The sequence below is a fragment of the Exiguobacterium sp. s143 genome (assembly GCF_018618895.1).
In the GTDB taxonomy this organism is placed as follows: domain Bacteria; phylum Bacillota; class Bacilli; order Exiguobacteriales; family Exiguobacteriaceae; genus Exiguobacterium_A; species Exiguobacterium_A abrahamii.
In genome coordinates this window covers 566,820-590,981 of the sequence record NZ_JACSMX010000001.1, presented here as the reverse complement: position 1 = coordinate 590,981, position 24,162 = coordinate 566,820, and the positions used below count along the sequence as shown (strand labels likewise).

Here is a 24,162-nt window from a genome sequence, read left to right as displayed (position 1 = left end):
GATGAACATTGAGTAAACAAGATCAGAGACGGTTGCATCAGAACGAAGAGGATCAGTCACTTCCACCGCGTTCTTCGCGTATCGAACATGTTCGAAACGAGCGATTAAAACAACCATTTCGAAAAAATCCGTTAGCAATCACGTTGACGGTGCTCATGATCACGATCATCATCGCCTTCGTCTCCATCGGTTTCATGATGTAAGGGCACATTGTGAACGGAGATTTTTTTCCTTTCAGCGTATACTAGAAAGGAAGGGGAAGGAGGCACGATGCATGGATCGTGGGAAATATAATATCAAAGCAGTCGCTGCGTTAGTGGGACTCAACCCGACGACCATTCGTGCTTGGGAGCGGAGATATCAGGTGCTTGATCCGGATCGAAGTGAATCCGGACATCGCATCTATAGTGATAACGATGTCGCGAAATTACGCTGGATCGTCGATAAACAAAAAGAGGGGTTATCTGTCTCTAAAGCAATCCAGTTGTATGAGATGCCTGTCAATCGGGCTGAAGTACCGCACGATTACGGAGTCGAACTGCGAGATCAGTTATTTCAGGCATTGACGAACTTTGAAGAACGACATGCGCATGACATCATGAATAAAGCATTCTCGATGTTTAGCTTCGATAAAGTGATTCAGGACATCGTCGGTCCACTTTTGCATGAGATCGGAGTGAAGTGGGAGTCGGGTGAGATCACGATTGCGCACGAGCATTTTGCGACGGCATTTCTGAGAGCTCGCCTTTCGACATTGTCGTTACAGATGCCGATCAATCCGTTCTTACCACGAATCGTCTGTGTCTGTGCGCCGGAAGAAGAACACGAACTCGGACTACTTTTCTTTACACTTTATTTACGACAATCTGGATTTGATGTCATTTTCCTCGGTTCCGGTATACCGGTTCAGGATTTGGTGACGGTCACACACCAGCTGCAACCGAAAGCCGTTATTCTTTCCTGCACGTTATCGGATCATTTACCGTTGCTCGATGAAGCGCTGGCACGTTTGATGGCTGATTTTCCGGATCTTGAGATTGGTCTTGGAGGTTATGCGGTCGATCAGCTGCCGGAACGGTATGGTCCACATTTACTTGGTGCAGACGATCAATCTTGGAAAAGTTGGTTAAGTCGACTCACTCCGACAACTGGTGTATAGTATGATTCATAGCGAACGGAGACATCAGGTTTCCGGTTTTGACTGGAGGAGTCTATATGAGGTTTGAACAAATGAAACAAGGACACCTTCGTGTCTTCATCACAAAGCAGGAGTTATCGCTTCACGACGTTCGACCAGAAACGTTGGCTGTCGGGAAGGGACAAGCTTTATTGCGTAATCTATTAGAAGAAGCCGAATCGAATTTTGGTTTTCAAGCAGCGGGAACACTCGAATTTTTCGTTACATTCTTTCCGAATGACGGGATGCTCGTTGATGTACGTCGTGAAGGCGATTTGCCAGAAGAGATGAACGAGGAGTTCGATCAAGTCGAAATCCGTATGACAGTTGATATCGTCCATCACGTCTTATATGCTCTACAATCGCTAGAAGACGTCATTCAAGCGAGTCATGGATTATTGCGACATATGCCTCGTACAGAGACAGGTGGTAGCCTCTACTTCTTCGAGGGAAGCTATTATCTCTATTTCCAAGAACGAATGAATGAGGCGCTCGAGCAGACGGTGACGACGATTTTGTCTGAATACGGTGAACCGAGCCCGAAAAGTCCACTTGTCATGGCGGAGTATGGGAAAACGATTCAGGCGGAACATGCCGTCGCAACGATAGCTGAACAGTTTAATATGTAAAACATCAAGTGCGACATTCCCTCATAGGGGGATGCCGCACCTTTTTGTGTTCTGCTGGAAGTGGCACCATTTTGTATTTTTTCATCGTCAGAAGGATGGTATGATAATCATTGAACGTAAGAAGAAGGAGTGAAGTAGGATGAAAGTGGCAGTATTATACGGTGGGACTTCAGGAGAACGGGAGGTTTCATTAAACAGTGGAAAGTCGATCATGGAAGCATTAAACAGTAAAGGGCATGAGGTCACGGCTGTTGATTTCCACCCTGATCAAGCGCATGAACTCTTCCAGCTGGATGTAGATGTGGCTGTCATCGCTCTTCACGGGAAAATTGGTGAAGATGGACGCGTACAAGCATTGCTTGAACTGGCAGACATTCCATATACAGGTTCAGGTGTGTTAGCGTCAGCGCTAGCGATGGATAAGGCACGTTCGAAAGTTCACTTTGATAAAGCAGGCATTACGATCGCCCGTGATGTGCTGTTAGAGCGTGGAGATGATATCGAAGCAAAAATCGTAGAGTGGAATGGTCAATTTCCTTGTGTCGTCAAACCAGCACAAGAAGGCTCATCAAACGGATTGACGATTGCTCAAGATGAGACGATGTTACGTGAAGGAATCGCTAAAGCCTTTGAAGCGGACGATGCAGTGCTTGTCGAACAGTTCATTAAAGGGCGTGAAGTGACAGTGCCGGTCGTCGGTCATAAAGGTGCAGAAAAAGCATTGCCGGTCATCGAGATCATTCCGAAGAACGCCTTTTATGACTATGAATCCAAATATGCCATCGGAGGTTCGGAGCATATTTGTCCTGCTGAGCTGGATGAGACAACGACAGAAAAACTTCAAGAATGGGCTGTTAAAGCGCACCAAGTCCTTGGCTGTGCAGGATACTCGCGATCTGATTTCCTAGTACCGGAATCCGGAAATCCAGTCATCTTGGAGACGAATACACTTCCTGGTATGACTTCGACCAGTTTATTCCCGGACGGTGCACGAGCAGTGGGAATCGAATATCCGGAATTGGTCGAATATTTCATGGAACTGGCGATCGAACGACATCGTCAAACAAAACAACCAAATCAATGATATCCTAGGAAAAGAAGTGAGAAAGCGCTTACAAATATAGGCGTAACCCCTTTCATTACGTTCGAGAAAAGAGTATACTTTATCCGAACAAGGAAACGGCATAGGGGATGCCACTTATGGGGAGGAACGTTGGAATGATCACTGACCAACAACATGCGAATCACCGCAAGAACGTACTGGAAGCGACACAAGAAATCGTCAAGGAGGCACTAGGGAAACTTGGTTATCCAGACGAGATGTACGAATTACTTAAAGAACCACTCCGGATGTTGACAGTCCGGATTCCGGTACGGATGGATGATGGTTCGACGAAAATCTTCACAGGATATCGTGCGCAACATAACGATGCCGTTGGACCAACGAAAGGTGGAATTCGCTTCCACCCGAACGTGACGGAAGTTGAAGTCAAAGCATTATCCGTTTGGATGAGTCTGAAGGCAGGTATCGTTGACTTACCATACGGCGGCGGTAAAGGCGGAATCATCTGTGATCCACGTGAGATGAGTTTCCGTGAAATCGAACGTCTCAGCCGTGGATATGTCCGTGCTATCAGTCAAATCGTTGGACCGACGAAGGATATTCCAGCACCTGACGTCTTCACGAACTCGCAAATCATGGCATGGATGATGGACGAATACAGTCGAATCGATGAATTCAACTCACCTGGTTTCATTACAGGGAAACCGCTCGTCCTCGGTGGCTCACACGGTCGTGAGACAGCGACGGCGAAAGGTGTCGCAATCATGATTCGGGAAGCGGCTGCTAAAAAGGGTATCTCGCTCGAAGGCGCACGTGTCGTCGTTCAAGGATTCGGCAACGCCGGAAGTTTCTTATCGAAATTCATGTATGATTTAGGTGCAAAAGTTATCGCGATCAGCGATGCGTACGGGGCACTCCATGATCCAAACGGTCTCGATATTCCATACCTACTCGACCGTCGTGACTCGTTCGGTACCGTGACGACATTGTTCAAAAATACGATCTCGAATAAAGAATTGCTTGAACTTGAATGTGATATTCTTGTTCCGGCAGCAATCGAGAATCAAATCACAGAAGACAATGCGCACGATATCAAAGCAGCGATCGTCGTTGAAGCGGCTAACGGTCCGACGACGAACGAGGCGACGAAAATTCTCGCTGAACGTGACATCCTGATCGTTCCGGATGTTCTTGCTTCGAGTGGTGGCGTAACGGTTTCTTACTTCGAATGGGTCCAAAACAACCAAGGGTATTACTGGACGGAAGAGGAAGTACACGAGAAACTTGAAAAAGTACTCGTGAACTCGTTCAACCAAGTCTATCAGACAGCGCAGACGCGTAATGTCGACATGCGACTTGCCGCTTATATGGTAGGTGTCCGGAAGATGGCGGAAGCATCTCGTTTCCGTGGTTGGGTCTAATATGATAATGAACGTCCGCTTCTTCTTTGCGAAGAGCGGGCGTTTTGCATTGCAATTTCTTTCGTCTATGGTAGAGATTTGCTAAGATATAAAAAAAGCAACCGGAAGAGGAGATATTCGAATGTTAGATTGTATCGTAATCGGTGCAGGACCGTGTGGGTTATCGGCAGCGATCGAAATGCAAGATCGGGGACTAGACGTCGAAGTGCTCGAAAAGGGAAATATCGTCGAAGCGATTTATCGTTATCCGACGCATCAAACGTTCTTTTCAAGTAGTGAGAAGTTAGAAATTGGTGGTGTACCGTTCATCAATAAAGAATTAAAACCGCGACGTCTCGACGCGCTCGTCTATTATCGAGAAGTCGTCAAACGAAAACAATTGACGATTCGTCCGTTTGAGACGGTCGAGCGGATTGAACGTCAAGCGGATCATTTTATCATCCACTCGGAGCGTTCCGGGGAAAAAAGAAGCCGAGAAGCTCGCTCCGTCGTGCTTGCGACAGGTTATTATGGTTTACCGAACCGAATGGATGTTCCTGGAGAGGAATTACCTCATGTCTCGCACTACTTTACGGAAGGACATCCGTATTTTGATCAAGATGTCGTCGTTATCGGTGGGAAAAATTCGAGCGTTGATGCAGCGATTGAACTTGAAAAAGCGGGAGCACGTGTGACCGTCCTTTACCGTGGACCGGAGTATAGTCCATCCATCAAACCATGGGTGTTGCCGAACTTCGAATCTCTCGTTCGTTCGGAAAAGGTCAAGATGATTTTTGGAGCGTCAATCGAAGAAATTACGGAGCAAGAGGTGGTTTATCAAATAGATGGAGATAAACAGACCGTCCGTGCTGATTTTGTTTTTGCGATGACAGGTTACACACCCGATGTCGGATTGTTCGCTGACACAGGCATTACGATTGATCGTAAAACAGGTATTCCAAGTCACGACGAAGAGACGATGGAATCGAATGTCCCGGGCATCTACATCGCAGGTGTCGTCGCAGCAGGATATGATGCCAATAAAATATTTATTGAAAATGGACGTTTTCACGGTGCAAACATTGCCAACCATCTCGTTGAACGGCTACGTGGTGCATCGATACAAGCCTAAACAAAACCTCTTGATTTGGAAGATGAATTTCCGGATCAAGAGGTTTTTTTCATTTATTCAACGCGGAATGATTCTTCGAGTTCTAGTTGTGAAGCATCGATTTCGAGTTCGACCATCAGTTTAAGCCGCGCTTTTTGTGAATTCAGTCCATTCGAGAAAATGACGCCGAGTTCTTTTAATTGTTGTCCACCACCCGTATATCCGTAGACGTCTTGAACGATTCCGTTGAAGCAACGGCTGACGATGACGATCGGCATGACGGTAATCAATTCAGCGATGGCATCCACGATACTTGGTGGTACATTTCCTTGACCGAGGACTTCAAGGACGAGTCCATCATAACCGAGTTGTTTCACAGCAAGTAATAGGTCGGGTTCCATACCGGCATAGACTTTAAGAACGGCGACCCGTTTTGAGAGCGAAGTCACCATATGTGTTTGTTTCAAGAGCGGTGTATTGAATAAGTAGACATGATCCTTCGTTACCATCCCAAGATTTCCGAAATGAACGGATTTGAATGTATCGACGGATGACGTGTGCGTTTTTGTGACGTTGAATGCCGAATGGATTTCCCCGTTGAAGACGACGAGGACACCTTTTCCGTGCGCAGCTTCACTGACAGCGACACGAAGTGCCGTAATCAGATTAAACTCACCATCGGATCCGACCTCATTAGAAGAACGCATGGCTCCTGTCAAAACGATCGGAACAGGTGCACCAAGCGTCAAATGTAAGAAATAAGCCGTCTCTTCCAGTGTGTCCGTTCCGTGAGTGATGACGACACCGTCGTAATGTTCCTTCTTGAGCTCACTCTCGATGAAATGGGCTAGACGCAACATGATGTCAGGTGTCATATGCGGAGAAGGTAAGTTTGCGAAGTGACGCGTCGTAATGTTGGCAATATCTGTTGCACGCGGGAGTGAAGCGTCGAGTGGATTGATATCGTTTGGTAAGACATGACCAGAATGATCCTGTGCCATGGCGATCGTTCCACCCGTATGAATGAGTAATAATGATTTCATGCTAAAGGGTCCTTGTCTACAGACAGAAGACCTTCACCTACTTTCTATGACGGATTCGATTCGTTCTCCCATATTGTAACCTTTTTCCCTCTTGAAACAACGAGGACGTTTTCTTTTTTCCAAGAAACCTTTATTCTTATAAATGAGGAAGAAAGGGGGAGAGGAAGCGTGGTTCAAATCGTTTTCTCCGGAGTTGCCCCAGGCATCGCACTCCTAACTTATTTTTATCTACGTCACGAACATGAATCGGAGCCAGTCGGCTATATCCTTCGAAGTTTCATTTTCGGTATTTTACTCGTCTTTCCCTTGATGTTCATCGACTATATCGTCCAGACCGAATTTGGTGGGCGTGAAGAGGTGCAGTTGATTCGAACAGCTGTTACGGAAGAATTCGCCAAATGGTTTGTCGTCTTTTATACGGTCTATATCCATCAACGGTTTAATGATTATTACGACGGGATCATCTATGCGGTAGCCTGTTCACTTGGGTTCGCAACGCTTGAGAATATCTTATATCTGATGGTGAATGGAACAGTCGAACATATGCTGTTTCGGGCACTCTTACCCGTATCTGGTCATGCTTTGTTTGCGGTCATCATGGGATTCTTCATGGGGATGGCGAAATTCTCGCCTCATCCTTATCGCTGGTTGTCGCTCTCGATTGCGCTTCCGGTATTTGCGCATATCTTATTTAATTTGTTAATATTGGAAAATGGTGGTATATCTTTTTTGCCGATCGTCTTCATGGTCATCCTATGGACGATTGGATTATTTCAAGTACGAGGTGCCAATCGTTTAAATCGGCGATTTAAACGAAAAAAACAACATTCAGATGGCATCGAATAGAGAGTAGGAGCGAAGTAGTATGATGGAAATCGGGGATTTGGTAATGCTTTCGAATAGTGAGGATCGACAAGGTCGCTCAAAGGTGACGGCTGTGACGAATCGATTGATTTGGATTGAAGCACCGAGTGAGGTCGCGACACTCAAAACATTCATCTTGTCAGAGCAAGAAGAAGTTTCATTTTATTTCTTTAAGGAGAAGGGCAAATTATTTGGATTTGATACGGTCGTCGTTGAACGACAAAATGATCCACTTCGCGGTCAACGATATGCTTTGAAACGACCGAAGGATGATCAAATCGAACGCATCCAACGACGTCAGTTCGTCCGAGTACCGCAAATACTCGATGTTGCTGTACACCCTCATAAAACGCAGTTCGAGCCGTTTACAACGGTGACGCTCGATCTATCGGCTGGAGGGATGATGATCTTGTCGGATCAATTACCGGTTCAAAAAGAGGAAGAGGTGGAAATGACATTCATTTTGCCTACAAGTGAGGGCATATCGAGTACGTTAGATGTCATCGCTGAACTCGTCCGAGTTGATCGGCGCGAAGAACGATATGAATTAGCATTTCAATTTACGATGATTCCCGACAGAAGTCGTGAACTTGTATTGCGTCACTGTTATCAAATGCAAATGAAAAGTTCAAGAAGGGGCATGAATCCATTCACCTAACCGCATTTTTTTGCTATGATAACGTTCGGAAGAATGAATCCCTATCAATCATAGGGAAGATGGAAGGATTGGATGGATGATGAAAAAGATTCAAATCGCTTTAGATGGACCAGCGGGTGCTGGAAAAAGTACGATCGCAAAACAATTGGCAGCGCGCCTTGACTATGTATATATCGATACAGGAGCGATGTACCGGGCCGTTACACTGGCAGCACTAGAACAATCGCTTGACCTCAACAATGGTGAAGTGCTCGGCGAATTGATGAAATCGCTTGATATTCGTTTAACACCAGGTGAAAACGGGCAACGTGTCTTTATTGGTGATCGCGAAGTGACGGATGCGATTCGCTCGATCGAAATCACGAATAATGTCTCGTTCGTCGCTCGCCAAAAAGAAGTTCGGGCTGCGCTCGTCACGGCACAGCGGAAATTAGCTGAACGCGGTGGGATCGTCATGGATGGACGTGATATCGGCACAGTCGTATTGCCGGATGCAGAATTAAAAGTCTTTTTGACGGCAACTGTGGAAGAGCGTGCAGCTCGAAGACACCGCGAAAATATCGCGCGTGGGATGGACAGTGACATCACGATTCTTCAAGAAGAGATCGCGTTACGTGATAAACGAGACAGTGAGCGTGAAGTCTCACCATTGCGCCAAGCTGACGATGCGCTTTATCTCGATACGACAGAGATGACGATTGATGATGTCGTCGTCCGTTTGATGGAACTAACGGAAGGTGTTTTAAAATGAAACGTCAAGATACCGTTTACCGGATTGCGCGGTTCGTCGTTTGGGTCATTGCCAAAACAGTCTTTCGAGTGAAGGTAACGGGGCAGGAGAACATTCCAAAAGACGGTTCCTTACTCGTCTGTGCCAATCACAGTTCGAACTGGGACCCGGTCTTCCTCGTCAGTGCGATTCCGCCAAAACGTGCGGTACGTTACATGGCAAAAGAAGAACTGTTCAAAGTTCCTGCCTTAAAACAATTAATGATTGCGGCAGGAACATACCCTGTCGGTCGCGGTCAAGGAGATCGTCAAGCCTTGAAACGGACGATTGAACTATTGAATTCAGATGAGACGGTCGGTATTTTCCCAGAAGGAACGCGATCTGCGCCAGGTGAATTTACAGCAGCACAACCAGGGGTCGGGTTCTTTGCCTTACGATCGAATGCGCAGATTTTACCGATTGCCATCATCGGATCATACCGTCCGTTCAAACGGATGCACGTTGCGATCGGAAAACCGGTTGATATTTCGGATTTACGTGACCAACGCGGCGCAGCGAAATCGATTTCTGACCGAATCATGGACGAAATCAAATCCGTCTACTTCAATCACGCTTAATACCTTGACAAATAGTCAGAATTGTAAGAAGTTAGAAGCAGGATAAACGCATTGACATATGTCAGGCGTTTCTTGTACTCATCGTGAGGAGGTTGTTTTGGAATGGTCGAAGAAATGAAAGATATGCCTGATTTTGAAATTCATCGGGACCAGGTAGTTACCGGAATGGTCGTGAAAATTGAAGACAAGCAAGCACTCATTGATATCGGATATAAAACAGAAGCCATCTTACCGATCAGCGAAGTATCGAGTCTTCATCTCGATGATATTCGCGGCGTGCTGAACGTCGGAGATGAACTACAAGTGAAGGTCAAGAAAATCACGGATGAAGAGGTCGTCGTCTCGAAACGAGAAATCGACGCGCTCAAAGCGTGGGAGCAAGTAGAAGAGAAGTATAAATCAGGTGAGATCTTTGAAGTTGTCGTCAAAGACATCGTCAAAGGTGGACTCGTCGTTGATATCGGTGTCCGCGGATTCATTCCGGCGTCACTCGTCGAACGGCATTATGTCGAGGATTTCTCGGATTACATTGGTCGTTCGATCGAAGTCAAGGTCGTTGAACTCGATCAAGAGAAGAACCGTGTCATTCTCTCGCACAAAGCCGTCGTTGAAGGCGAATTGAACGCGAAGAAAAAAGAGACACTCGAAAATTTAGAAGTAGGTCAAATCCTCGAAGGTACAGTCCAACGTTTAACGGACTTTGGTGCTTTCGTTGATATCGGTGGCGTTGACGGTCTCGTTCATATTTCGGAGATGGCACACCACCGTGTCGAACGTCCTTCGGATATCGTCACGGAAGGTCAAAAAGTCGAAGTCAAAGTACTTGGTGTCGACCGTGATACGGAAAAGGTCAAGTTATCGATCAAGGAAACACAACCTGGTCCATGGCAACAGATGGAAGGGAAGATCGAAGCTGGCGATATCGTCAAAGGACGTGTACGCCGTCTCGTCCAATTCGGTGCTTTCATCGAACTTGCGCCGCAAGTAGAAGGACTTTTGCACATTTCGCAAATCGCGAACCGTCACATCGGTTCACCTTCGGAAGTACTCGAAGAAGGACAGGAAATCGAGGCGAAGGTGCTTGAAGTACGTCTTGATGAGCATAAGATTTCGCTATCAACACGTGTCCTTGAAGAGGAAGAATCATCCGCTGACGATTATTCGGATTATACGAATCAATCAGAAGGATTCTCGGTCGCTGACTTGACTGAGGACGATTCTGATAAGAAAGAATAAGCAATGACACAAAGCGGACACAAGCGTGTCCGCTTTTTATATGCGGTTTGTTATGGTATATGACAGTTTGATTTGATACAATAGAACGGCTATGAAGCGAGAGAAGAGAAAGAAGGTGTTGGGATGGCAATTCCAGTCGTGGCGATCGTAGGTCGCCCAAATATCGGAAAGTCGACGATTTTTAACCGGGTGATTGGAGATCGGGTTTCAATCGTAGAAGACAAGCCAGGCGTTACCCGCGACCGTATTTACGGAACTGGAGAATGGCTGAATCGTCATTTTCATTTGATTGATACAGGTGGAATCGAAGTCGGGGATGAGCCCCTACTTCAAATGATGCGTCATCAGGCGGAGCTCGCCATTGATGAAGCGGATGTCATCATTTTCATGGTGAACGGACGCGAAGGAATCACAGCAGCGGATGAGGAAGTCGCGAACATGTTATTCCGTTCGAACAAACCAGTCGTCGTAGCTGTCAACAAAGTCGATAACTTTGAAATGCGTGATTTAATGTATGAATTTTACTCCCTTGGATTCGGAGACTTGTTCCCGATTTCTGGTACACATGGTCTTGGTCTAGGTGACTTACTCGACCGTGTCCTTGAACTCGCACCAGATAAAGAAGAATTAGAATATGACGAAAGCACGATCAAGTTTGCCTTGATTGGTCGTCCGAACGTCGGGAAATCAAGTATGACGAACTCGATTCTCGGTGAAGAACGTGTCATCGTTTCAAACATCGCTGGTACTACACGCGATGCGATCGATACACCGTTTACGCGAGATGAGCAAGAATACGTCATCATCGATACGGCCGGGATGCGAAAACGCGGGAAAGTCTATGAATCAACAGAACGTTTCAGCGTCATGCGTGCTCAAAAAGCAATCGAACGGGCAGATGTCGTCTGTGTCGTGCTTGATGGCGAAGAAGGCATTATCGAGCAAGATAAAAAAGTGGCGGGATATGCTCACGAAGCAGGTCGCGCGGTCATCATTGTCGTCAATAAATGGGATGCTGTCGAAAAAGATGATAAGACGATGAAAAAGATGCAAGAAGAGATTCGGGAAGAATTCCGTTTCCTTGACTATGCACCAATCGTCTTCGTCTCAGCGAAAACAAAACGTCGTTTGCAGACGTTGTTACCGGTCATTCAACAAGCAGCGCACAGCCATGCACAACGGATTCAGACAAGCGTCTTGAACGATGTCATCGTTGACGCTGTCGCGATGAACCCAGCGCCGACGGATAAAGGCGTTCGTCTTCGGATCAACTACGCGACTCAAGTCGCCTCACGTCCGCCAACGTTCGTCTTGTTCGTCAATGATCCAGAATTGCTGCACTTCTCTTATAAACGATATCTTGAGAATCGGATTCGGGAAGCATTTGATTTTACAGGTACACCAATCCGGATTTTAGCTCGTCAAAAACAATAATGGGGTGAGTCAGTATGACCAAAATCGCTGTCATCGGAGCGGGAAGCTGGGGAACGGCGCTCTCGCTCGTCCTAGCCGATAATGATCAGGAAGTCATGCTTTACGGTCGTGAACAAACAACTGTCGACCGCATCAATGAACATCATGAAAACGCGCAATTTTTGCCGGGTGTCATGTTACCACAATCATTGAAGGCGACGACGGATCTTAAAGTGGCGGTTGAAGGCGCAACACATATCTTGATCGTCACACCGTCCTCTGCGATTCGTTCGGTTTCCCGACAATTGAATGAATTGTTGACGGAACCAGTCGTTCTGATTCATGCGTCAAAAGGAATCGAGCCAAAGACCCATCTTCGGTTGTCAGAATTAATCGAAGCAGAGGTCGATCCTGCGAAACGCAAAGCGGTTTGTGTCTTGACGGGTCCATCGCATGCCGAAGAGGTCGCGTTACGTAAACCAACGACAGTGACCATCGCATCGGATGATTTAGAAGAGGCTGGTCGTGTGCAGGAGCTGTTTACGAATGAAAACTTCCGCGTCTATCTGAATGCGGATATCATTGGAGCTGAGCTCGGTGGGGCGCTCAAAAATATCATTGCGCTTGCCGCAGGTATGACGGATGGTCTCGGTTACGGGGACAATGCCAAAGCAGCATTGATTACGCGTGGAATGGTCGAAATCGCACGTCTCGGTACGATGCTTGGAGCTAACCCGATGACGTTCACTGGATTGACAGGAATGGGTGACTTGATCGTTACTTGTACATCGGTTCATAGTCGAAATTGGCGTGCGGGGAATGCCATCGGTCGCGGTGAAAAATTAGAGACGGTGCTAGAAAACATGGGAATGGTCGTCGAAGGTGTTCGCGCGACTCAAGCGGCATATGATTTGGCGGAGACGAAACAGTGTGAACTCCCAATCACTTCCGCCCTCTACCATGTTCTCTTTGACGGTCATACACCGGAAGAAGAAGTCAAAAAGTTGATGCAACGACCACAGAAAAATGAGATCGAGCATCTCTTCACGACGAAAGATTAACGGAGTGGGGTGGAAACCTTGAGTCCAGGATTAATAAAAATGTGGATCTCGTTCGCTGGCATTGGACTCTTTGCGATCAGTGTCTTGCTGGTCACGGTCAGTCGGACGAAGTTGAAGGGGATATGGCAGGTTCTCGTATCGACTTTGGCATTCGTATGTTTCATCGTTGCGTCGATCATCATGGTATTCATTGTCATGGCGGGGCCAAGCGCATGAAGAAGTGGTTCGTGATCCTCATGCTCATTCCGGTGACGTTGTTATCGGGTTGTCTGTTTCCAGACAGTCAGAAACCGTCGAACCGCGTACCGTATCCGCAACAGTTGCGTACCGTACAGGATGCTGTCGATGCGTATCAAAAAGACACGGGTGTTTTGCCCATCAAGACGATGGAAGCAGATACTCCGCTCATGGAGCGTTATCAAATCGAATTAGGGCGGCTCATTCCGCGTTATATGAGTGATCCACCATCGAACAGTTTTGAAGGTGGAGGAACATTCATCTATCTGTTAGTCGATGTCGACACGAAACCGACTGTTAAGTTGATGGATTTACTTGTTGCAGAAGAGTTACAGAAGCTCCAAGTTCGGATTGATGCGTATCGGAAGAAGAACGAAAAGTATCCGTTTAAAGGATCGTTCGGAAAAAACCAGTTTACGCTTGACTATAAAAAACTATTCATCAAAAAAGAACCGACTGTCCCAAGTCCGTATTCAGATGAAAAGTTGTCGATCTATGTCGATGGTCAAGGACGCCTCTTCATCAACTATTTACCTGAGTTGAAGAAAGCTGTTCAAACTGCGAAGAAAAAGCCGAAAGTCGGTCAGGATATTCGGTATTTGCTCTATGAAGATCAACCTTTTGTTCCTGCCTATTCTCAAAGCTACACGATAAACGAAAAAGGCGAACCTGTGTTTTCAGAGGAATCGAGCGAAGAATCTGAAAATTGAACGTTATTTACACGAAAATGTTGTAATAGCAACGTTTATGGGGTATGATTACCCTCGAAGAAGTGATTGGGAGGGGGTGAAAGTAATGAACAAAACTGAACTCATTCAAGCAGTCGTCGAAAAATCAGGTCTTACAAAAAAAGACGTGACGAAAGTTGTTGAATCAACATTCGAATCGATCACTGAGACACTTCAGTCTGGAGAGAAAGTCCAATTGATTGGATTTGGTAACTTCGAAGTCCGTGAGCGTGCAGCCCGTAAAGGTCGCAACCCACGTACGAAAGAAGATATCGAGATTCCAGCAAGCAAAGTACCTGCCTTCAAACCAGGTAAAGCATTGAAAGATGCTGTGAAGTAATCCGGCTACATAGTCGCCCGAGATTTTCTCGGGCGGCTTTTTTGTGGACATTCAGAAGCGTGAAAGCCCGCCGATTATGGTATATTAAAAAAGAAGAACGTCCATCAACGAGATGGCACTGGAGATCGGGGGGTAAAAGCATGGAACAACATGAGCTGCGCGTGGATGAAATCATCACTGCACTCACCACTAAACAAACGACACGATTGGCTCGACATGTGGATTTCCCTTCCATCGATCGTGAACAGATCAGTTGGTTGATTGATGTCGCTCAACATGACACGCTGGATACGGAAGCACTCGTCAAAGCGATTCATTTCGCACAAGTAGCGCTACGTCTGCATGAGCGTGTTAATGAAACGCTACGCGGTTCGAAGGAGCGACAGTTGCTTGTATTAGCAGGGGATTTATTCTCGAGCTACTTTTTCGAACAGCTAGCTGGGTTACCAAAAGAGATTCTCGTTTCACTCGGACGGACGATTCAACGGGTCAACGAGGCAAAGTGTGCCCTTCACGAAATGAATTATGCATCGACGGAAGAACGGGTTCTCTTATGGTTAACAGCAGAGTTCGGATTAATGCAAGGACTCGCGGCAATCACGAAACGAGAATGGCTGACACGACAGGGGCGGCAGATCATTCAACAACAGGCAGAACAATTGGATCTGGTCGCACAGAAATTACTGTTATCGCATCTCGAGCAGATGGCGGTAGCATGAGATCTTGGAAAGGGTGAGCGGTGTGCAGGCAAAAGATAAAGAAAAAAAAGTATATGAAGTGTTTCAATCGATATCAACGAACTATGATCAAATGAATTCAGTAATCAGCTTCCGACTGCATAAACTATGGAGACGCGAGACGATGCGCCGGATGCAAGTCTTCCCGGGCGCTAAATGTCTCGATCTTTGTTGTGGGACAGCGGACTGGACGATTCAACTAGCGAAAGCAGCCGGTCCGACAGGTGTCATCAAAGGACTTGATTTTTCAGAAAACATGCTAAGAGTCGGCGTGGAGAAGGTAGAAGCGCTCGATATGAAAAACATCGAATTGATTCACGGAAATGCGATGGATCTACCGTTCGGTGATAACTCGTTCGATTATGTGACGATTGGTTTTGGTCTACGAAACGTACCGGATTATCTACAGGTCATCAAAGAGATGCATCGTGTCTTAAAACCAGGTGGAACGGTCGTCTGTCTCGAGACGAGTCAACCGACGGCACCGATTTTCCGCGAAGCATATTCATTGTATTTCGGAAAAATCATGCCACAAGTCGGGCGATTGCTTGCGAAATCATACGATCAATACAACTGGCTACAAGAATCGACGGAAGTGTTCCTCGACCGCGTCGAACTGAAACAACTCTTCGAACAGGCAGGCTTCATGCAAGTGGAAGTCAAGGCATTCGCGGGTGGGGCTGCTGCGATGCACCTTGGGAAGAAGTGGTGAGATGTCACTGCATTCCATATACCGTGATGTCACGAAGGAAGTTAATTTAGTCGATCGTTTTCTGATCAGTCATATCGCTTCTGAGGAACCAACGATCGATGCGGCTGGAAAGCAACTGTTGAAGGCTGGTGGAAAACGGATTCGGCCGGCATTCGTATTGTTAGCGTCTAAATTCGGTGAAGCAGATCGGGATGAGCTGATTCGTGTGGCGGCCAGTCTTGAGCTCGTCCATATGGCATCACTCGTTCATGACGATGTCATTGATGACGCGGAACTACGACGAGGGAAACCGACTGTCATGCAATACTTTGATGAAGAAGTAGCGCTGTATTCCGGGAATTATCTGTTCGGTGAGGCGATTCGATTGATTGGTGAAGTTGGAAAGCCGGAACTTGTCCAGGTGATGGTCCATACGATGCGTGAAATTTGCGAAGGTGAGATTGAACAAATCTATGACCAATATGATTGGGAACAGTCAATTAAACGCTACATCAAACGGATTGAACGAAAAACAGCTATTCTCATCGAAGCGAGTTGTCACCTGGGTGCAATTGTTGCGAACTGTTCTGCAGCCGATACGAAAGCGTTACGGTTGTTTGGACGAGATATCGGACTTGCTTTTCAAATTGCTGACGATTTGCTTGATTTCACAGCGAATCGCACAGAACTTGGTAAGCCAGTAGCAGAGGATTTGCGTCATGGACACAAAACGTTACCTGTCTTTTATGGTGCAGAAGATGCTGTCTTTTATGAACGTCTTTCAAAAATCGAGAGTATGCCAACACATGAAGAAGTCGCACCCTTATTATCGTTTCTTCAAACTTCGGGAGCTCTTGAACGAACGCAACAAACAGTCGATCATTATATCCATCGTGCCATCAAACGTCTCGAACCATTACCTAAATCTTCTGCTAAACGATCGCTTGAAGAAGTCGCACGCTACGTTGGAAAACGAAAAGGATAAAGATTGTCAAAAATTTCTTGCTGTTCTTCTCAAAAGCCAGTAAACTGACTATGTAAGCGCTTTTCTAAAAGCATTTCATAGGGGGAACTAGAGATGGAACAGACATTTTTGATGGTCAAACCGGATGGCGTAGAACGTGGATTGATTGGGGAAATCATTGGACGGATCGAACGCAAAGGATTCATCATTCGTGAAATGAAAATGATGAACGTCACAGAAGAGCTAGCAAAAGCACATTACGAAGAGCATGCGGAGAAACCGTTCTTTGGAGAGTTGGTCACTTTCCTCACATCGGGTCCTGTCGTTGCACTTCGTGTCGAGGGTACAGACGTCGTCGCCGTCTCGCGTTTGATGATTGGGAAAACAAAACCACTTGAAGCAGCACCTGGAACGATCCGTGGTGATTTCGCGAACACGATGAGCGAGAACGTCATCCATGGTTCGGATAGTGTCGAGAGTGCGGAGCGTGAGCTTGCCCTCTGGTTTCAAGGACAACCAGTCAACGCGTAATACATGAATAGAAAGACAACGGGGAAGGGATTCGATTTGATCGAATCCCTTTTGTCGTGTTCTTGTAAAACGGAATGACCCAATTGTCTAATTGCTTTTTGGAATGCCTATAGCTTTATGCTACTATAGAAAATAAGTTGAACCGGTCATGGAAATGACCATTCGATATCGAGAGTGAGCGAGGTGTGCCAATTGGAAGATTATGAACTTTTTATTCAACGATTCAAGACCAAATCAGGGATTGATCTCGGTCAGTATAAAGAAGCACAGATGAAGCGGCGATTGACGGCGTTACGTGACAAAAAAGGATATAGTACATTTGCTTCTTATATGCAGGCAATGGATAAGGACACATCGTTATACGACGAGTTTTTAGACCGGATGACGATCAATGTCAGTGAATTTTTCCGTAATCCGATTCGTTGGCAACAATTGGAACAAGATATTTTACCGATCCTAGAGTCGCGAGCACATGGACGAATCCGGACGTGGAGCGCAGCTTGTTCGACCGGAGAAGAACCATACTCTCTCGCGATGATTTTAAGTGAACGGCTCGATCCATCCGCCTTTACGATTCAAGCAACGGATTTGGATGAACTCGTTCTTGAAAAAGCCAAGCTTGGTCGATATGGAGCTTCTGCATTAAATGAAGTCGTCGAAGCGCGTAAAAAGAAATATTTCATCGAGCAAGAGCAAACGTTCGAAGTCGTTCCAGAAATCAAACGACTCGTTCGTTTCAGTAAACATAATCTGTTAGGAGACCGGTACGATACAGGGTTTGATTTAATCATCTGCCGCAACGTGCTGATTTATTTTACAGAAGAAGCGAAAGCGCACGTCTATCGTTCGTTCGTCGAGGCCTTAAAGCCAGGCGGAATCCTATTCGTTGGTGGAACGGAACAAATTTTCCAGCCCGAACGGTTTGGATTAAAGATGAAACAGAGCTTCTTTTACGAAAAAATCGGTTAAACAGGAAGGGATGAAGCGAATGCGTTACATGACAGCAGGAGAATCACACGGAAAAGGGTTGACCGTCATCATCGATGGGATGCCAGCAGGACTCACGATTGATTTCGAAGCCATCCAGCGTGAAATGACACGTCGCCAAGGCGGATACGGACGCGGACGACGCATGCAAATCGAACAGGATCAAATTGATGCACGTGGTGGGATTCGTCATGGATATACGACGGGATCACCAATCAGTTTGTTCATCGAGAATAAGGATCATACGCACTGGACACAAGTCATGCAAGCGGAACCGCTCGAAGAACAGTTGGAGCGCCCGCGGACGTTGACGCGTCCACGTCCTGGACATGCGGATCTCGTTGGTGGATTGAAGTACGGTCATCGCGATTTACGCGATGTACTAGAACGTTCTTCCGCTCGTGAGACGGCAGCACGTGTTGCCGTCGGCGCCTTCGCTAAACAATTACTGAATGAACTCGGGATTGAAGTGTTCTCGCACGTACGGTCGATCGGTGGCATCGATGCACCGTGGAAGGATCCCGTCGAACATAAGGAAACGATTGACGCTTCACCCGTTCGATGTGCTGACGAACAAGCGGGACAACGGATGATGGAGGAAATTGATGCGGCCAAAAAAGAAGGGGATACACTCGGCGGTGAAATCGAAGTCGTCGTGACAGGAATGATGCCAGGCGTCGGGTCCTTCACCCAAAACGATCTAAAGCTCGACAGCCGGATTGCACAAGCTGTCATTAGCGTCAATGCGATGAAATCAGTCGGTTTTGGTGACGGGTATGAACTTGGTCGTCGCAAGGGGAGTACCGTCCAAGATGAAATCGTTCATGATACATCCGGCTATCATCGGCGGACGAACCATCTAGGCGGAATCGAAGGCGGGATGTCGACAGGCATGCCGATTCGCGTCCAAATTGCGATGAAGCCGATTCCGACGCTCTATCGTCCACTGCAATCAGTCGATATCGAGACGAAGGAAGCATTCACGGCACAAATCGAGCGAAGTGATGCCTGTGCCGTTCCAGCCGCATCGGTTGTTCTAGAAGCCGTCGTCGCATTTGAGATTGCGGTCGCTATCCTTGAAATGTTCGGGACATCGACACTCGATCGTCTTCAGGCTGCCGTCGCCGCTTATAAAGAGGAGGTTCGGACGTTTTGATCGAATTTGATATCCGGTTGAACACGTCATATCCAGTACTTATCGGAAATGGGGCATTAGCCCGGTTATCGCATCTTTCAGCGCTGAACGAGGCGGACCGCATCTGGGTCATCACGGATGAAACGGTACATCACTTGCAGATGGATCGATTGCAGGATGCGTTAGCGGATGCATCGCCGTCGATCGACGTTCATATCAGCACTGTTGCGCCTGGGGAGCACAGTAAGTCGCTTGCCGTTTATGGCGCTCTACTCGAAGAAGGGGTTCGGTATGGGATGACACGTCATAGCCTGATCCTTGCGTTTGGCGGTGGAATGATTGGTGATTTAGCGGGATTCGTCGCGGCAACCTTTTTGCGCGGCATCCCGTTCATTCAAATTCCGACGACACTGTTAGCGCACGATTCAAGTGTTGGTGGAAAGGTTGGTCTTAACCTCTCCCTCGGTAAAAACTTAGTCGGTGCATTTTATCAGCCAAGTGGTGTCGTGTATGATTTAACGCTCCTTCAGACATTACCAGACCGGGAATGGCGAAGTGGCTTCTTTGAGTTAGTCAAGCATGGGTTCCTTGCGCGACCATCATTTGCGGATTCGTTACTCGATATTTCGCTGGATGCTGTCAAAGGACTCGATTTGGAAGACTGGCTCGCACGGGGGATCAATGTGAAACGGGATATCGTCGAACAAGATGAGACGGAGCAAGGGATGCGTGCCTTTTTGAACTATGGACATACATTCGGTCATGCCGTTGAATATGCGAGTCCTGGTCTTGCGCATGGCGAGGCAGTAGGGATCGGACTCGTCTTCGTCAAGTTCTTGGAAGGAAATGACGAACAGGCGAAGCAGCTTGGGCAATTGCTCCATCGTCTTGGAACGGAATTACCGGATCGACAATCGTTTAAGACATACCTTGAACTGATGCGTCGCGACAAGAAGAACCACCAAGCAACGATTCGATTCGTACTTGAAAAAGAAGGGCGCTTCATTTTAGAAGCGATCAGCGAAGAACGATTGCGTCAAGCATTCAATCAAACAGTGAGGTGTCTAGAATGGGCTTAAGAGGAACAGTACAAGTACCTGGCGATAAATCAATGACGCACCGTGCTTTCCTGTTCGGCGGAATCGCCGAGGGAACGACACGTGTCAGAAACGCACTTGAAGGGGCCGATTGTCTTGCTTCACTAGAAGCGATGCAGGCGCTCGGTGCACAGATCGATCGAACACCAGAGGAAATTCGGATCACCGGAACGGATACATTCCAAGAAGCAACGATCGATTGCGGAAACTCGGGGACGACGATTCGTCTCTTGAGCGGTATCCTAGCAGGCGGTCAAGCGACGTATGCACTCGATGGCGACGCTTCCTTGCGTAGACGTCCGATGAAACGGATCACGGAACCGCTTGCCTTATTCGGAGCGAACATCACAGGTGAGACGGCGCCGCTTCACATCACAGGAACGCCGCTTGTCGGAACGACGTATACGTTGCCAGTCGCAAGTGCACAAGTGAAAAGTGCCGTGTTGCTCGCAGGTCTGCATGCGACGGGTGAGACGACAGTCATCGAGCCGATCCTGTCACGCGACCATACGGAACGGATGTTGCCGCAGTTCGGTGTTGACGTAGCGATCGATGAACGTGAGGATGGTCGGCACATTCGTGTTCAAGGTCCTGTACGCTTACAAGCAACGTCACTCGACATTCCAGGCGATCCATCGTCAGCAGCGTTTTGGTGGACGGCAGCAGCAATCGGGCAGGATAGTCGCATCACGACGACCCACGTCTTGATGAATCCGACACGGATTGGTTTTTTACAGACATTACGCCAGATGGGTGCAAGTGTCGAAATCAATCATCGTTCAGAAGACGGTGGAGAGGAGACGGCAGATGTGACCGTCGAGACGACATCGTTACAAGCAATCACGGTCGAAGGTGATCAGATTCCATCCTTGATTGATGAGATTCCGTTACTCGCTTTGCTTGCGACGCAAGCTGAAGGACGAACAATCATTCGTGATGCACAAGAGCTTCGTGTCAAGGAAACGGATCGGATCGAGACCGTCGTGACGGCATTACAGCGTCTTGGAGCGAACATCGAGGCAACGGATGACGGCATGATCATCGAAGGACCGACACCTCTGCAAGCAGCGGAAGTCGACAGTGCAGGTGATCACCGGCTCGCGATGATGTTGACGATCGCGGCGACGATCAATCCAGAAATTATGGTTCATGGACGCGAAGTAGTTGAAGTCAGCTACCCAACGTTCTATGATGATTTAAAGAAACTTCAATCCGACCAATCTGAGTAAGCAATAGGCGGATGACAGAAAGTGGGGCGTTTGCCTTGAATGAACAACTATTGAATGGCATCATCGAAGAATTAGAACATGGTCACACCTCAGAAGCGTTAGCAGCATTAGAAAAACTCGAAAAGACAGGAACGGATGAGGACCGCCTCGCTGTTGCCGATCTCTATATCGAACTCGGTTTGTCTGACCGAGCGGTCGATCTCTTGGCGCCGCTTTACGTCGAATATGCGGGTAACGCGGGAGTAGCCTTGTTACTAGCAGAATGTTATATCGATTTGGATCGCGAAGAAGAAGCGATCTCCGTCCTCGAACAGGTCGACACAATGGACACGGAATATGGTCCACGTTCTCTCGTATTACTCGCTGACCTCTATCAGTCGCAAGGTCTTGACGAAGTAGCGTTAGCGAAGCTGAAGGAAGCGCGTAACCTTGCACCGGACGAACCGTTACTAGCATACGGTTTGGCTGAGCTCTACATGACGCTTGGTGCGTTTGATCAGGCGGTACCGTTATTCGCCGAAATCGCGGAGCGACCAGAGTTACGTGCTGAATTGCCGCTCGATGCCCTTTACGCGGAATCACTCGCGATGACAGGACAATTTGAAGATGCGATTCCACTGTACGAACGTGCTGTCGCAGAACGTTCCGACCTGCATACGCTGTTTGGTCTTGCGATGACGGCTCACCGTGTCGGTCAACATCAAAAAGCGGTCGAGACATTCCAGCAATTGATTGCACAGGATCCTGACTATACGTCGGCGTACGTACCATATGCGGAAAGCCAAGCCGAACTTGGTTTGACAAAAGAAGCACTGAACGTCATCAAACAAGGAATGGAGCGCGACGATTACAATGATGAGTTGCGGACGATGGAAGCCTTGTTCCTTCTAAAACTCGGCGATCGCGCTGGAAGCGTCCAAGCGCTACGTGAGGCGCTTGCCTTGAATCCGGAATCGATAGTCGCAGCGGAACGTTTGCTGTCGTTACTTGCTGAAGACGAGGACCACGAAGCGATGATCGAGACGATCTCTGCCATTGAAGAACACGTCACGGCTCCGATTCTAACATGGTACCGGGCACGCGCTTTGTATGCCTTAGAGGAATACACACAAGCGATGGAGAATTATGCGATAGTCGAAGGTGCATTCACGGAAGATGCGCTCTTCTTGAAAGAGTATGGATTCGCACTCGTCGAGGAAGGACGGCGTGAAGAGGGACAACGTCTTCTCCGCCGCGCTGCTAAGTTGACACCAGAAGATAACGAACTCGTCGACTATGTTGAACGAATGGATGGATGACTTCACGGGAGAAGGGAGTAGGATTGAGATGATAGAGAGAAAGCAGCGATTCTTACGCCGCATCTTGACCTATTACACGTTAAAGCGACGGGAAGCGAAATGGATCATCGATTATTGGCTGCGTAATGAGGCAAAACTCGAGCAAGTACACTTCGTCCAAAATGCGACCTTCGCTCCGAAGGCAATCATCATGACGACATACGGATTCGATGCGGAACCGTTTCTCTTCAAAAAAGGGGATGTCACGACGTTAGATCCAGAAAAAGCGTATCATGACATCCGCCTGACCTCGGAAGATGTCTATATCGAGTTGAACTTCCAAGGTATGATGATGGATGACGAGTATTTGTCTTTACTAGAAGAAAATCCGTTTCGCCCAGAAGTTGCTGTTGAACCGCGCTTAGCAGATGAAGCGACACATTTCATCGCGGTCACGGTCAATCGGCAGGAAGAAGAACGTTTAGTCCGCTTGATTGATGAAGCGCTGGATGCACGCGATCAACATCGATTCCACTCTCTTTCCGAACAGTTACGGCTCGTTCGAAGTCAACTTCCTTAACAGAAGGACTCTATTGCCCAGCAGAGGTAGTAGGGTCCTTTCGTATGTGAAGATTTGTGCAAAATATGAAGAAAAATAGAGTGGAATTTCATAAAACGTTCACATTAAGAGAGTAGGAGGAAATGCGGATATGATACATTAAATGTGACGAATTGTAAGTACGAAGAAAGGGGGAAATGACTTGCGTTTCAAACCATCCGACGTACAGCGGACACGAAGCGAGCAAGCGTACATCGATACGCTGATCGTGCCTTTGCTTCCGGTCGGTTTCGATGAGGCGATGCATGCTTACGCGGAATGCGCAGACATGACATTGACGGTGGCGTCCGAAGTCGAACGCCAGCTATCCGGACGGGCGTTGCTCGTTCCTGCTCTGACCTATATCGATGCACCGTCGATCGAACAGTTGGAAGGATGGCGTCAAGCGGCTGCTTCCGGGCAATTCCGTTTCATCACCTTCATCACTGCTGATTTAAGGTGGAAGGAGACTGCCGCTGAAGAGATTATCTACGTGCCACGTCTAGCTCTTGAGACGATGAGTCGTGACCAACAAGGTCAGATGGTCGGGAATTTTGTAGGACAAGTTCTCGAACAGTTAGGAAACCGTTGGACCGCGCTATGAAGCGG

At 47.5% G+C, this 24,162-nt stretch carries 28 protein-coding genes; 27 read left to right on the top strand and 1 reads right to left on the bottom strand.

Annotation, left to right across the window (positions count from 1 at the left end; all coding sequences use genetic code 11):
• Window positions 1-8: 8 nt before the first annotated feature.
• The 6 genes from KNQ03_RS03375 to KNQ03_RS03350 all read left to right on the top strand — a co-directional run bounded on the left by KNQ03_RS03375 (window position 9) and on the right by KNQ03_RS03350 (window position 5,401).
• Window positions 9-203 (top strand): hypothetical protein, encoded by a 195-nt coding sequence (locus KNQ03_RS03375; RefSeq protein ID WP_023468658.1) that lies wholly within the window; start codon window positions 9-11, stop codon window positions 201-203.
• A 71-nt stretch (window positions 204-274) separates the two neighbouring features.
• A complete protein-coding gene (locus tag KNQ03_RS03370) occupies window positions 275-1,159 on the top strand; it encodes a MerR family transcriptional regulator (RefSeq protein WP_195864802.1) in 885 nt (294 codons plus the stop codon).
• 56 nt (window positions 1,160-1,215) lie between these two features.
• Window positions 1,216-1,806, top strand: a complete 591-nt coding sequence (locus KNQ03_RS03365) for an adaptor protein MecA (protein WP_195864803.1) — start codon at window positions 1,216-1,218, stop codon at window positions 1,804-1,806.
• Between the two features lie 139 nt (window positions 1,807-1,945).
• Window positions 1,946-2,890, top strand: coding sequence for a D-alanine--D-alanine ligase (locus tag KNQ03_RS03360; RefSeq protein ID WP_214723570.1), 945 nt, complete (start codon window positions 1,946-1,948; stop codon window positions 2,888-2,890).
• A gap of 134 nt (window positions 2,891-3,024) precedes the next feature.
• The gene (locus tag KNQ03_RS03355; protein WP_023468654.1) at window positions 3,025-4,290 is read left to right on the top strand and encodes a Glu/Leu/Phe/Val family dehydrogenase; all 1,266 of its coding nucleotides are present in this window, start codon (window positions 3,025-3,027) and stop codon (window positions 4,288-4,290) included.
• Between the two features lie 121 nt (window positions 4,291-4,411).
• On the top strand, window positions 4,412-5,401 hold the full coding sequence (locus tag KNQ03_RS03350) for a YpdA family putative bacillithiol disulfide reductase (protein WP_214723568.1): 990 nt from the start codon (window positions 4,412-4,414) through the stop codon (window positions 5,399-5,401).
• 53 nt (window positions 5,402-5,454) lie between these two features.
• On the opposite strand, the gene KNQ03_RS03345 is transcribed toward KNQ03_RS03350, so the two are convergent.
• Window positions 5,455-6,423, bottom strand: coding sequence for an asparaginase (locus KNQ03_RS03345; protein ID WP_214723566.1), 969 nt, complete (start codon window positions 6,421-6,423; stop codon window positions 5,455-5,457).
• A 168-nt stretch (window positions 6,424-6,591) separates the two neighbouring features.
• Between KNQ03_RS03345 and prsW the strand changes: the two genes are divergently transcribed.
• The 21 genes from prsW (at window position 6,592) to KNQ03_RS03240 (ending at window position 24,157) form a co-directional block, all read left to right on the top strand.
• A complete protein-coding gene (prsW, locus tag KNQ03_RS03340) occupies window positions 6,592-7,269 on the top strand; it encodes a glutamic-type intramembrane protease PrsW (RefSeq protein ID WP_023468651.1) in 678 nt (225 codons plus the stop codon).
• A 19-nt stretch (window positions 7,270-7,288) separates the two neighbouring features.
• Window positions 7,289-7,945 carry a flagellar brake protein gene (locus tag KNQ03_RS03335; RefSeq protein WP_214723564.1) on the top strand — a complete coding sequence of 219 codons (657 nt, stop codon included), beginning with the start codon at window positions 7,289-7,291 and terminating at the stop codon, window positions 7,943-7,945.
• A 76-nt stretch (window positions 7,946-8,021) separates the two neighbouring features.
• Window positions 8,022-8,696: a (d)CMP kinase gene (gene cmk, locus KNQ03_RS03330; protein WP_214723562.1), complete on the top strand. Its 675-nt coding sequence runs from the start codon at window positions 8,022-8,024 to the stop codon at window positions 8,694-8,696.
• Window positions 8,693-9,292, top strand: a complete 600-nt coding sequence (locus tag KNQ03_RS03325) for a lysophospholipid acyltransferase family protein (protein ID WP_214723560.1) — start codon at window positions 8,693-8,695, stop codon at window positions 9,290-9,292. The genes cmk and KNQ03_RS03325 overlap by 4 nt, the downstream gene beginning before the upstream one ends.
• Before the next feature lie 102 nt (window positions 9,293-9,394).
• Entirely contained in the window at window positions 9,395-10,528 is a 1,134-nt protein-coding gene (gene rpsA, locus KNQ03_RS03320) for a 30S ribosomal protein S1 (protein ID WP_050677442.1), read from the top strand.
• Between the two features lie 123 nt (window positions 10,529-10,651).
• The gene (gene der / locus KNQ03_RS03315; protein WP_029342014.1) at window positions 10,652-11,962 is read left to right on the top strand and encodes a ribosome biogenesis GTPase Der; all 1,311 of its coding nucleotides are present in this window, start codon (window positions 10,652-10,654) and stop codon (window positions 11,960-11,962) included.
• 14 nt (window positions 11,963-11,976) lie between these two features.
• Window positions 11,977-13,002, top strand: a complete 1,026-nt coding sequence (locus KNQ03_RS03310) for an NAD(P)H-dependent glycerol-3-phosphate dehydrogenase (protein ID WP_058704888.1) — start codon at window positions 11,977-11,979, stop codon at window positions 13,000-13,002.
• A 39-nt stretch (window positions 13,003-13,041) separates the two neighbouring features.
• Entirely contained in the window at window positions 13,042-13,218 is a 177-nt protein-coding gene (locus tag KNQ03_RS03305; RefSeq protein WP_034786022.1) for a DUF2768 domain-containing protein, read from the top strand.
• Entirely contained in the window at window positions 13,215-13,949 is a 735-nt protein-coding gene (locus tag KNQ03_RS03300; RefSeq protein ID WP_029342012.1) for a hypothetical protein, read from the top strand. Before KNQ03_RS03305 ends, KNQ03_RS03300 begins: the two co-directional genes overlap by 4 nt.
• An 85-nt stretch (window positions 13,950-14,034) precedes the next feature.
• A complete protein-coding gene (locus KNQ03_RS03295) occupies window positions 14,035-14,307 on the top strand; it encodes an HU family DNA-binding protein (protein WP_012370671.1) in 273 nt (90 codons plus the stop codon).
• Between the two features lie 140 nt (window positions 14,308-14,447).
• Window positions 14,448-15,026 carry a heptaprenyl diphosphate synthase component 1 gene (locus KNQ03_RS03290; protein WP_023468642.1) on the top strand — a complete coding sequence of 193 codons (579 nt, stop codon included), beginning with the start codon at window positions 14,448-14,450 and terminating at the stop codon, window positions 15,024-15,026.
• Window positions 15,027-15,048: 22 nt separating this feature from the next.
• On the top strand, window positions 15,049-15,756 hold the full coding sequence (locus tag KNQ03_RS03285) for a demethylmenaquinone methyltransferase (protein ID WP_023468641.1): 708 nt from the start codon (window positions 15,049-15,051) through the stop codon (window positions 15,754-15,756).
• Between the two features lies 1 nt (window position 15,757).
• Window positions 15,758-16,720, top strand: a complete 963-nt coding sequence (locus tag KNQ03_RS03280) for a polyprenyl synthetase family protein (protein WP_023468640.1) — start codon at window positions 15,758-15,760, stop codon at window positions 16,718-16,720.
• A gap of 93 nt (window positions 16,721-16,813) precedes the next feature.
• Window positions 16,814-17,230, top strand: coding sequence for a nucleoside-diphosphate kinase (gene ndk, locus KNQ03_RS03275; protein ID WP_058704890.1), 417 nt, complete (start codon window positions 16,814-16,816; stop codon window positions 17,228-17,230).
• A 192-nt stretch (window positions 17,231-17,422) separates the two neighbouring features.
• Window positions 17,423-18,199: a CheR family methyltransferase gene (locus KNQ03_RS03270; protein ID WP_023468638.1), complete on the top strand. Its 777-nt coding sequence runs from the start codon at window positions 17,423-17,425 to the stop codon at window positions 18,197-18,199.
• Window positions 18,200-18,218: 19 nt separating this feature from the next.
• Entirely contained in the window at window positions 18,219-19,373 is a 1,155-nt protein-coding gene (aroC, locus tag KNQ03_RS03265) for a chorismate synthase (RefSeq protein ID WP_214723558.1), read from the top strand.
• Entirely contained in the window at window positions 19,370-20,431 is a 1,062-nt protein-coding gene (gene aroB, locus KNQ03_RS03260) for a 3-dehydroquinate synthase (protein ID WP_214723556.1), read from the top strand. Before aroC ends, aroB begins: the two co-directional genes overlap by 4 nt.
• Window positions 20,422-21,678 carry a 3-phosphoshikimate 1-carboxyvinyltransferase gene (gene aroA / locus KNQ03_RS03255; protein WP_214723554.1) on the top strand — a complete coding sequence of 419 codons (1,257 nt, stop codon included), beginning with the start codon at window positions 20,422-20,424 and terminating at the stop codon, window positions 21,676-21,678. Before aroB ends, aroA begins: the two co-directional genes overlap by 10 nt.
• Before the next feature lie 35 nt (window positions 21,679-21,713).
• A complete protein-coding gene (locus KNQ03_RS03250) occupies window positions 21,714-22,976 on the top strand; it encodes a tetratricopeptide repeat protein (protein ID WP_214723552.1) in 1,263 nt (420 codons plus the stop codon).
• A gap of 28 nt (window positions 22,977-23,004) precedes the next feature.
• The gene (locus KNQ03_RS03245) at window positions 23,005-23,535 is read left to right on the top strand and encodes a ReoY family proteolytic degradation factor (RefSeq protein WP_214723550.1); all 531 of its coding nucleotides are present in this window, start codon (window positions 23,005-23,007) and stop codon (window positions 23,533-23,535) included.
• A gap of 181 nt (window positions 23,536-23,716) precedes the next feature.
• Window positions 23,717-24,157: a DUF2487 family protein gene (locus KNQ03_RS03240; protein WP_023468632.1), complete on the top strand. Its 441-nt coding sequence runs from the start codon at window positions 23,717-23,719 to the stop codon at window positions 24,155-24,157.
• Window positions 24,158-24,162 lie beyond the last annotated feature (5 nt).

Bases quoted from the DNA above. Each gene is read 5' to 3' on its own strand.
- KNQ03_RS03370 (WP_195864802.1), top strand. From the start codon at position 275: ATGGATCGTGGGAAATATAATATCAAAGCAGTCGCTGCGTTAGTGGGA.
- KNQ03_RS03365 (WP_195864803.1), top strand. From the start codon at position 1,216: ATGAGGTTTGAACAAATGAAACAAGGACACCTTCGTGTCTTCATCACA.
- KNQ03_RS03360 (WP_214723570.1), top strand. From the start codon at position 1,946: ATGAAAGTGGCAGTATTATACGGTGGGACTTCAGGAGAACGGGAGGTT.
- KNQ03_RS03355 (WP_023468654.1), top strand. From the start codon at position 3,025: ATGATCACTGACCAACAACATGCGAATCACCGCAAGAACGTACTGGAA.
- KNQ03_RS03350 (WP_214723568.1), top strand. From the start codon at position 4,412: ATGTTAGATTGTATCGTAATCGGTGCAGGACCGTGTGGGTTATCGGCA.
- KNQ03_RS03345 (WP_214723566.1), bottom strand. From the start codon at position 6,423: ATGAAATCATTATTACTCATTCATACGGGTGGAACGATCGCCATGGCA.
- KNQ03_RS03335 (WP_214723564.1), top strand. From the start codon at position 7,289: ATGATGGAAATCGGGGATTTGGTAATGCTTTCGAATAGTGAGGATCGA.
- cmk (WP_214723562.1), top strand. From the start codon at position 8,022: ATGATGAAAAAGATTCAAATCGCTTTAGATGGACCAGCGGGTGCTGGA.
- KNQ03_RS03325 (WP_214723560.1), top strand. From the start codon at position 8,693: ATGAAACGTCAAGATACCGTTTACCGGATTGCGCGGTTCGTCGTTTGG.
- rpsA (WP_050677442.1), top strand. From the start codon at position 9,395: ATGGTCGAAGAAATGAAAGATATGCCTGATTTTGAAATTCATCGGGAC.
- der (WP_029342014.1), top strand. From the start codon at position 10,652: ATGGCAATTCCAGTCGTGGCGATCGTAGGTCGCCCAAATATCGGAAAG.
- KNQ03_RS03310 (WP_058704888.1), top strand. From the start codon at position 11,977: ATGACCAAAATCGCTGTCATCGGAGCGGGAAGCTGGGGAACGGCGCTC.
- KNQ03_RS03305 (WP_034786022.1), top strand. From the start codon at position 13,042: ATGTGGATCTCGTTCGCTGGCATTGGACTCTTTGCGATCAGTGTCTTG.
- KNQ03_RS03300 (WP_029342012.1), top strand. From the start codon at position 13,215: ATGAAGAAGTGGTTCGTGATCCTCATGCTCATTCCGGTGACGTTGTTA.
- KNQ03_RS03295 (WP_012370671.1), top strand. From the start codon at position 14,035: ATGAACAAAACTGAACTCATTCAAGCAGTCGTCGAAAAATCAGGTCTT.
- KNQ03_RS03290 (WP_023468642.1), top strand. From the start codon at position 14,448: ATGGAACAACATGAGCTGCGCGTGGATGAAATCATCACTGCACTCACC.
- KNQ03_RS03280 (WP_023468640.1), top strand. From the start codon at position 15,758: ATGTCACTGCATTCCATATACCGTGATGTCACGAAGGAAGTTAATTTA.
- ndk (WP_058704890.1), top strand. From the start codon at position 16,814: ATGGAACAGACATTTTTGATGGTCAAACCGGATGGCGTAGAACGTGGA.
- aroC (WP_214723558.1), top strand. From the start codon at position 18,219: ATGCGTTACATGACAGCAGGAGAATCACACGGAAAAGGGTTGACCGTC.
- aroA (WP_214723554.1), top strand. From the start codon at position 20,422: ATGGGCTTAAGAGGAACAGTACAAGTACCTGGCGATAAATCAATGACG.
- KNQ03_RS03245 (WP_214723550.1), top strand. From the start codon at position 23,005: ATGATAGAGAGAAAGCAGCGATTCTTACGCCGCATCTTGACCTATTAC.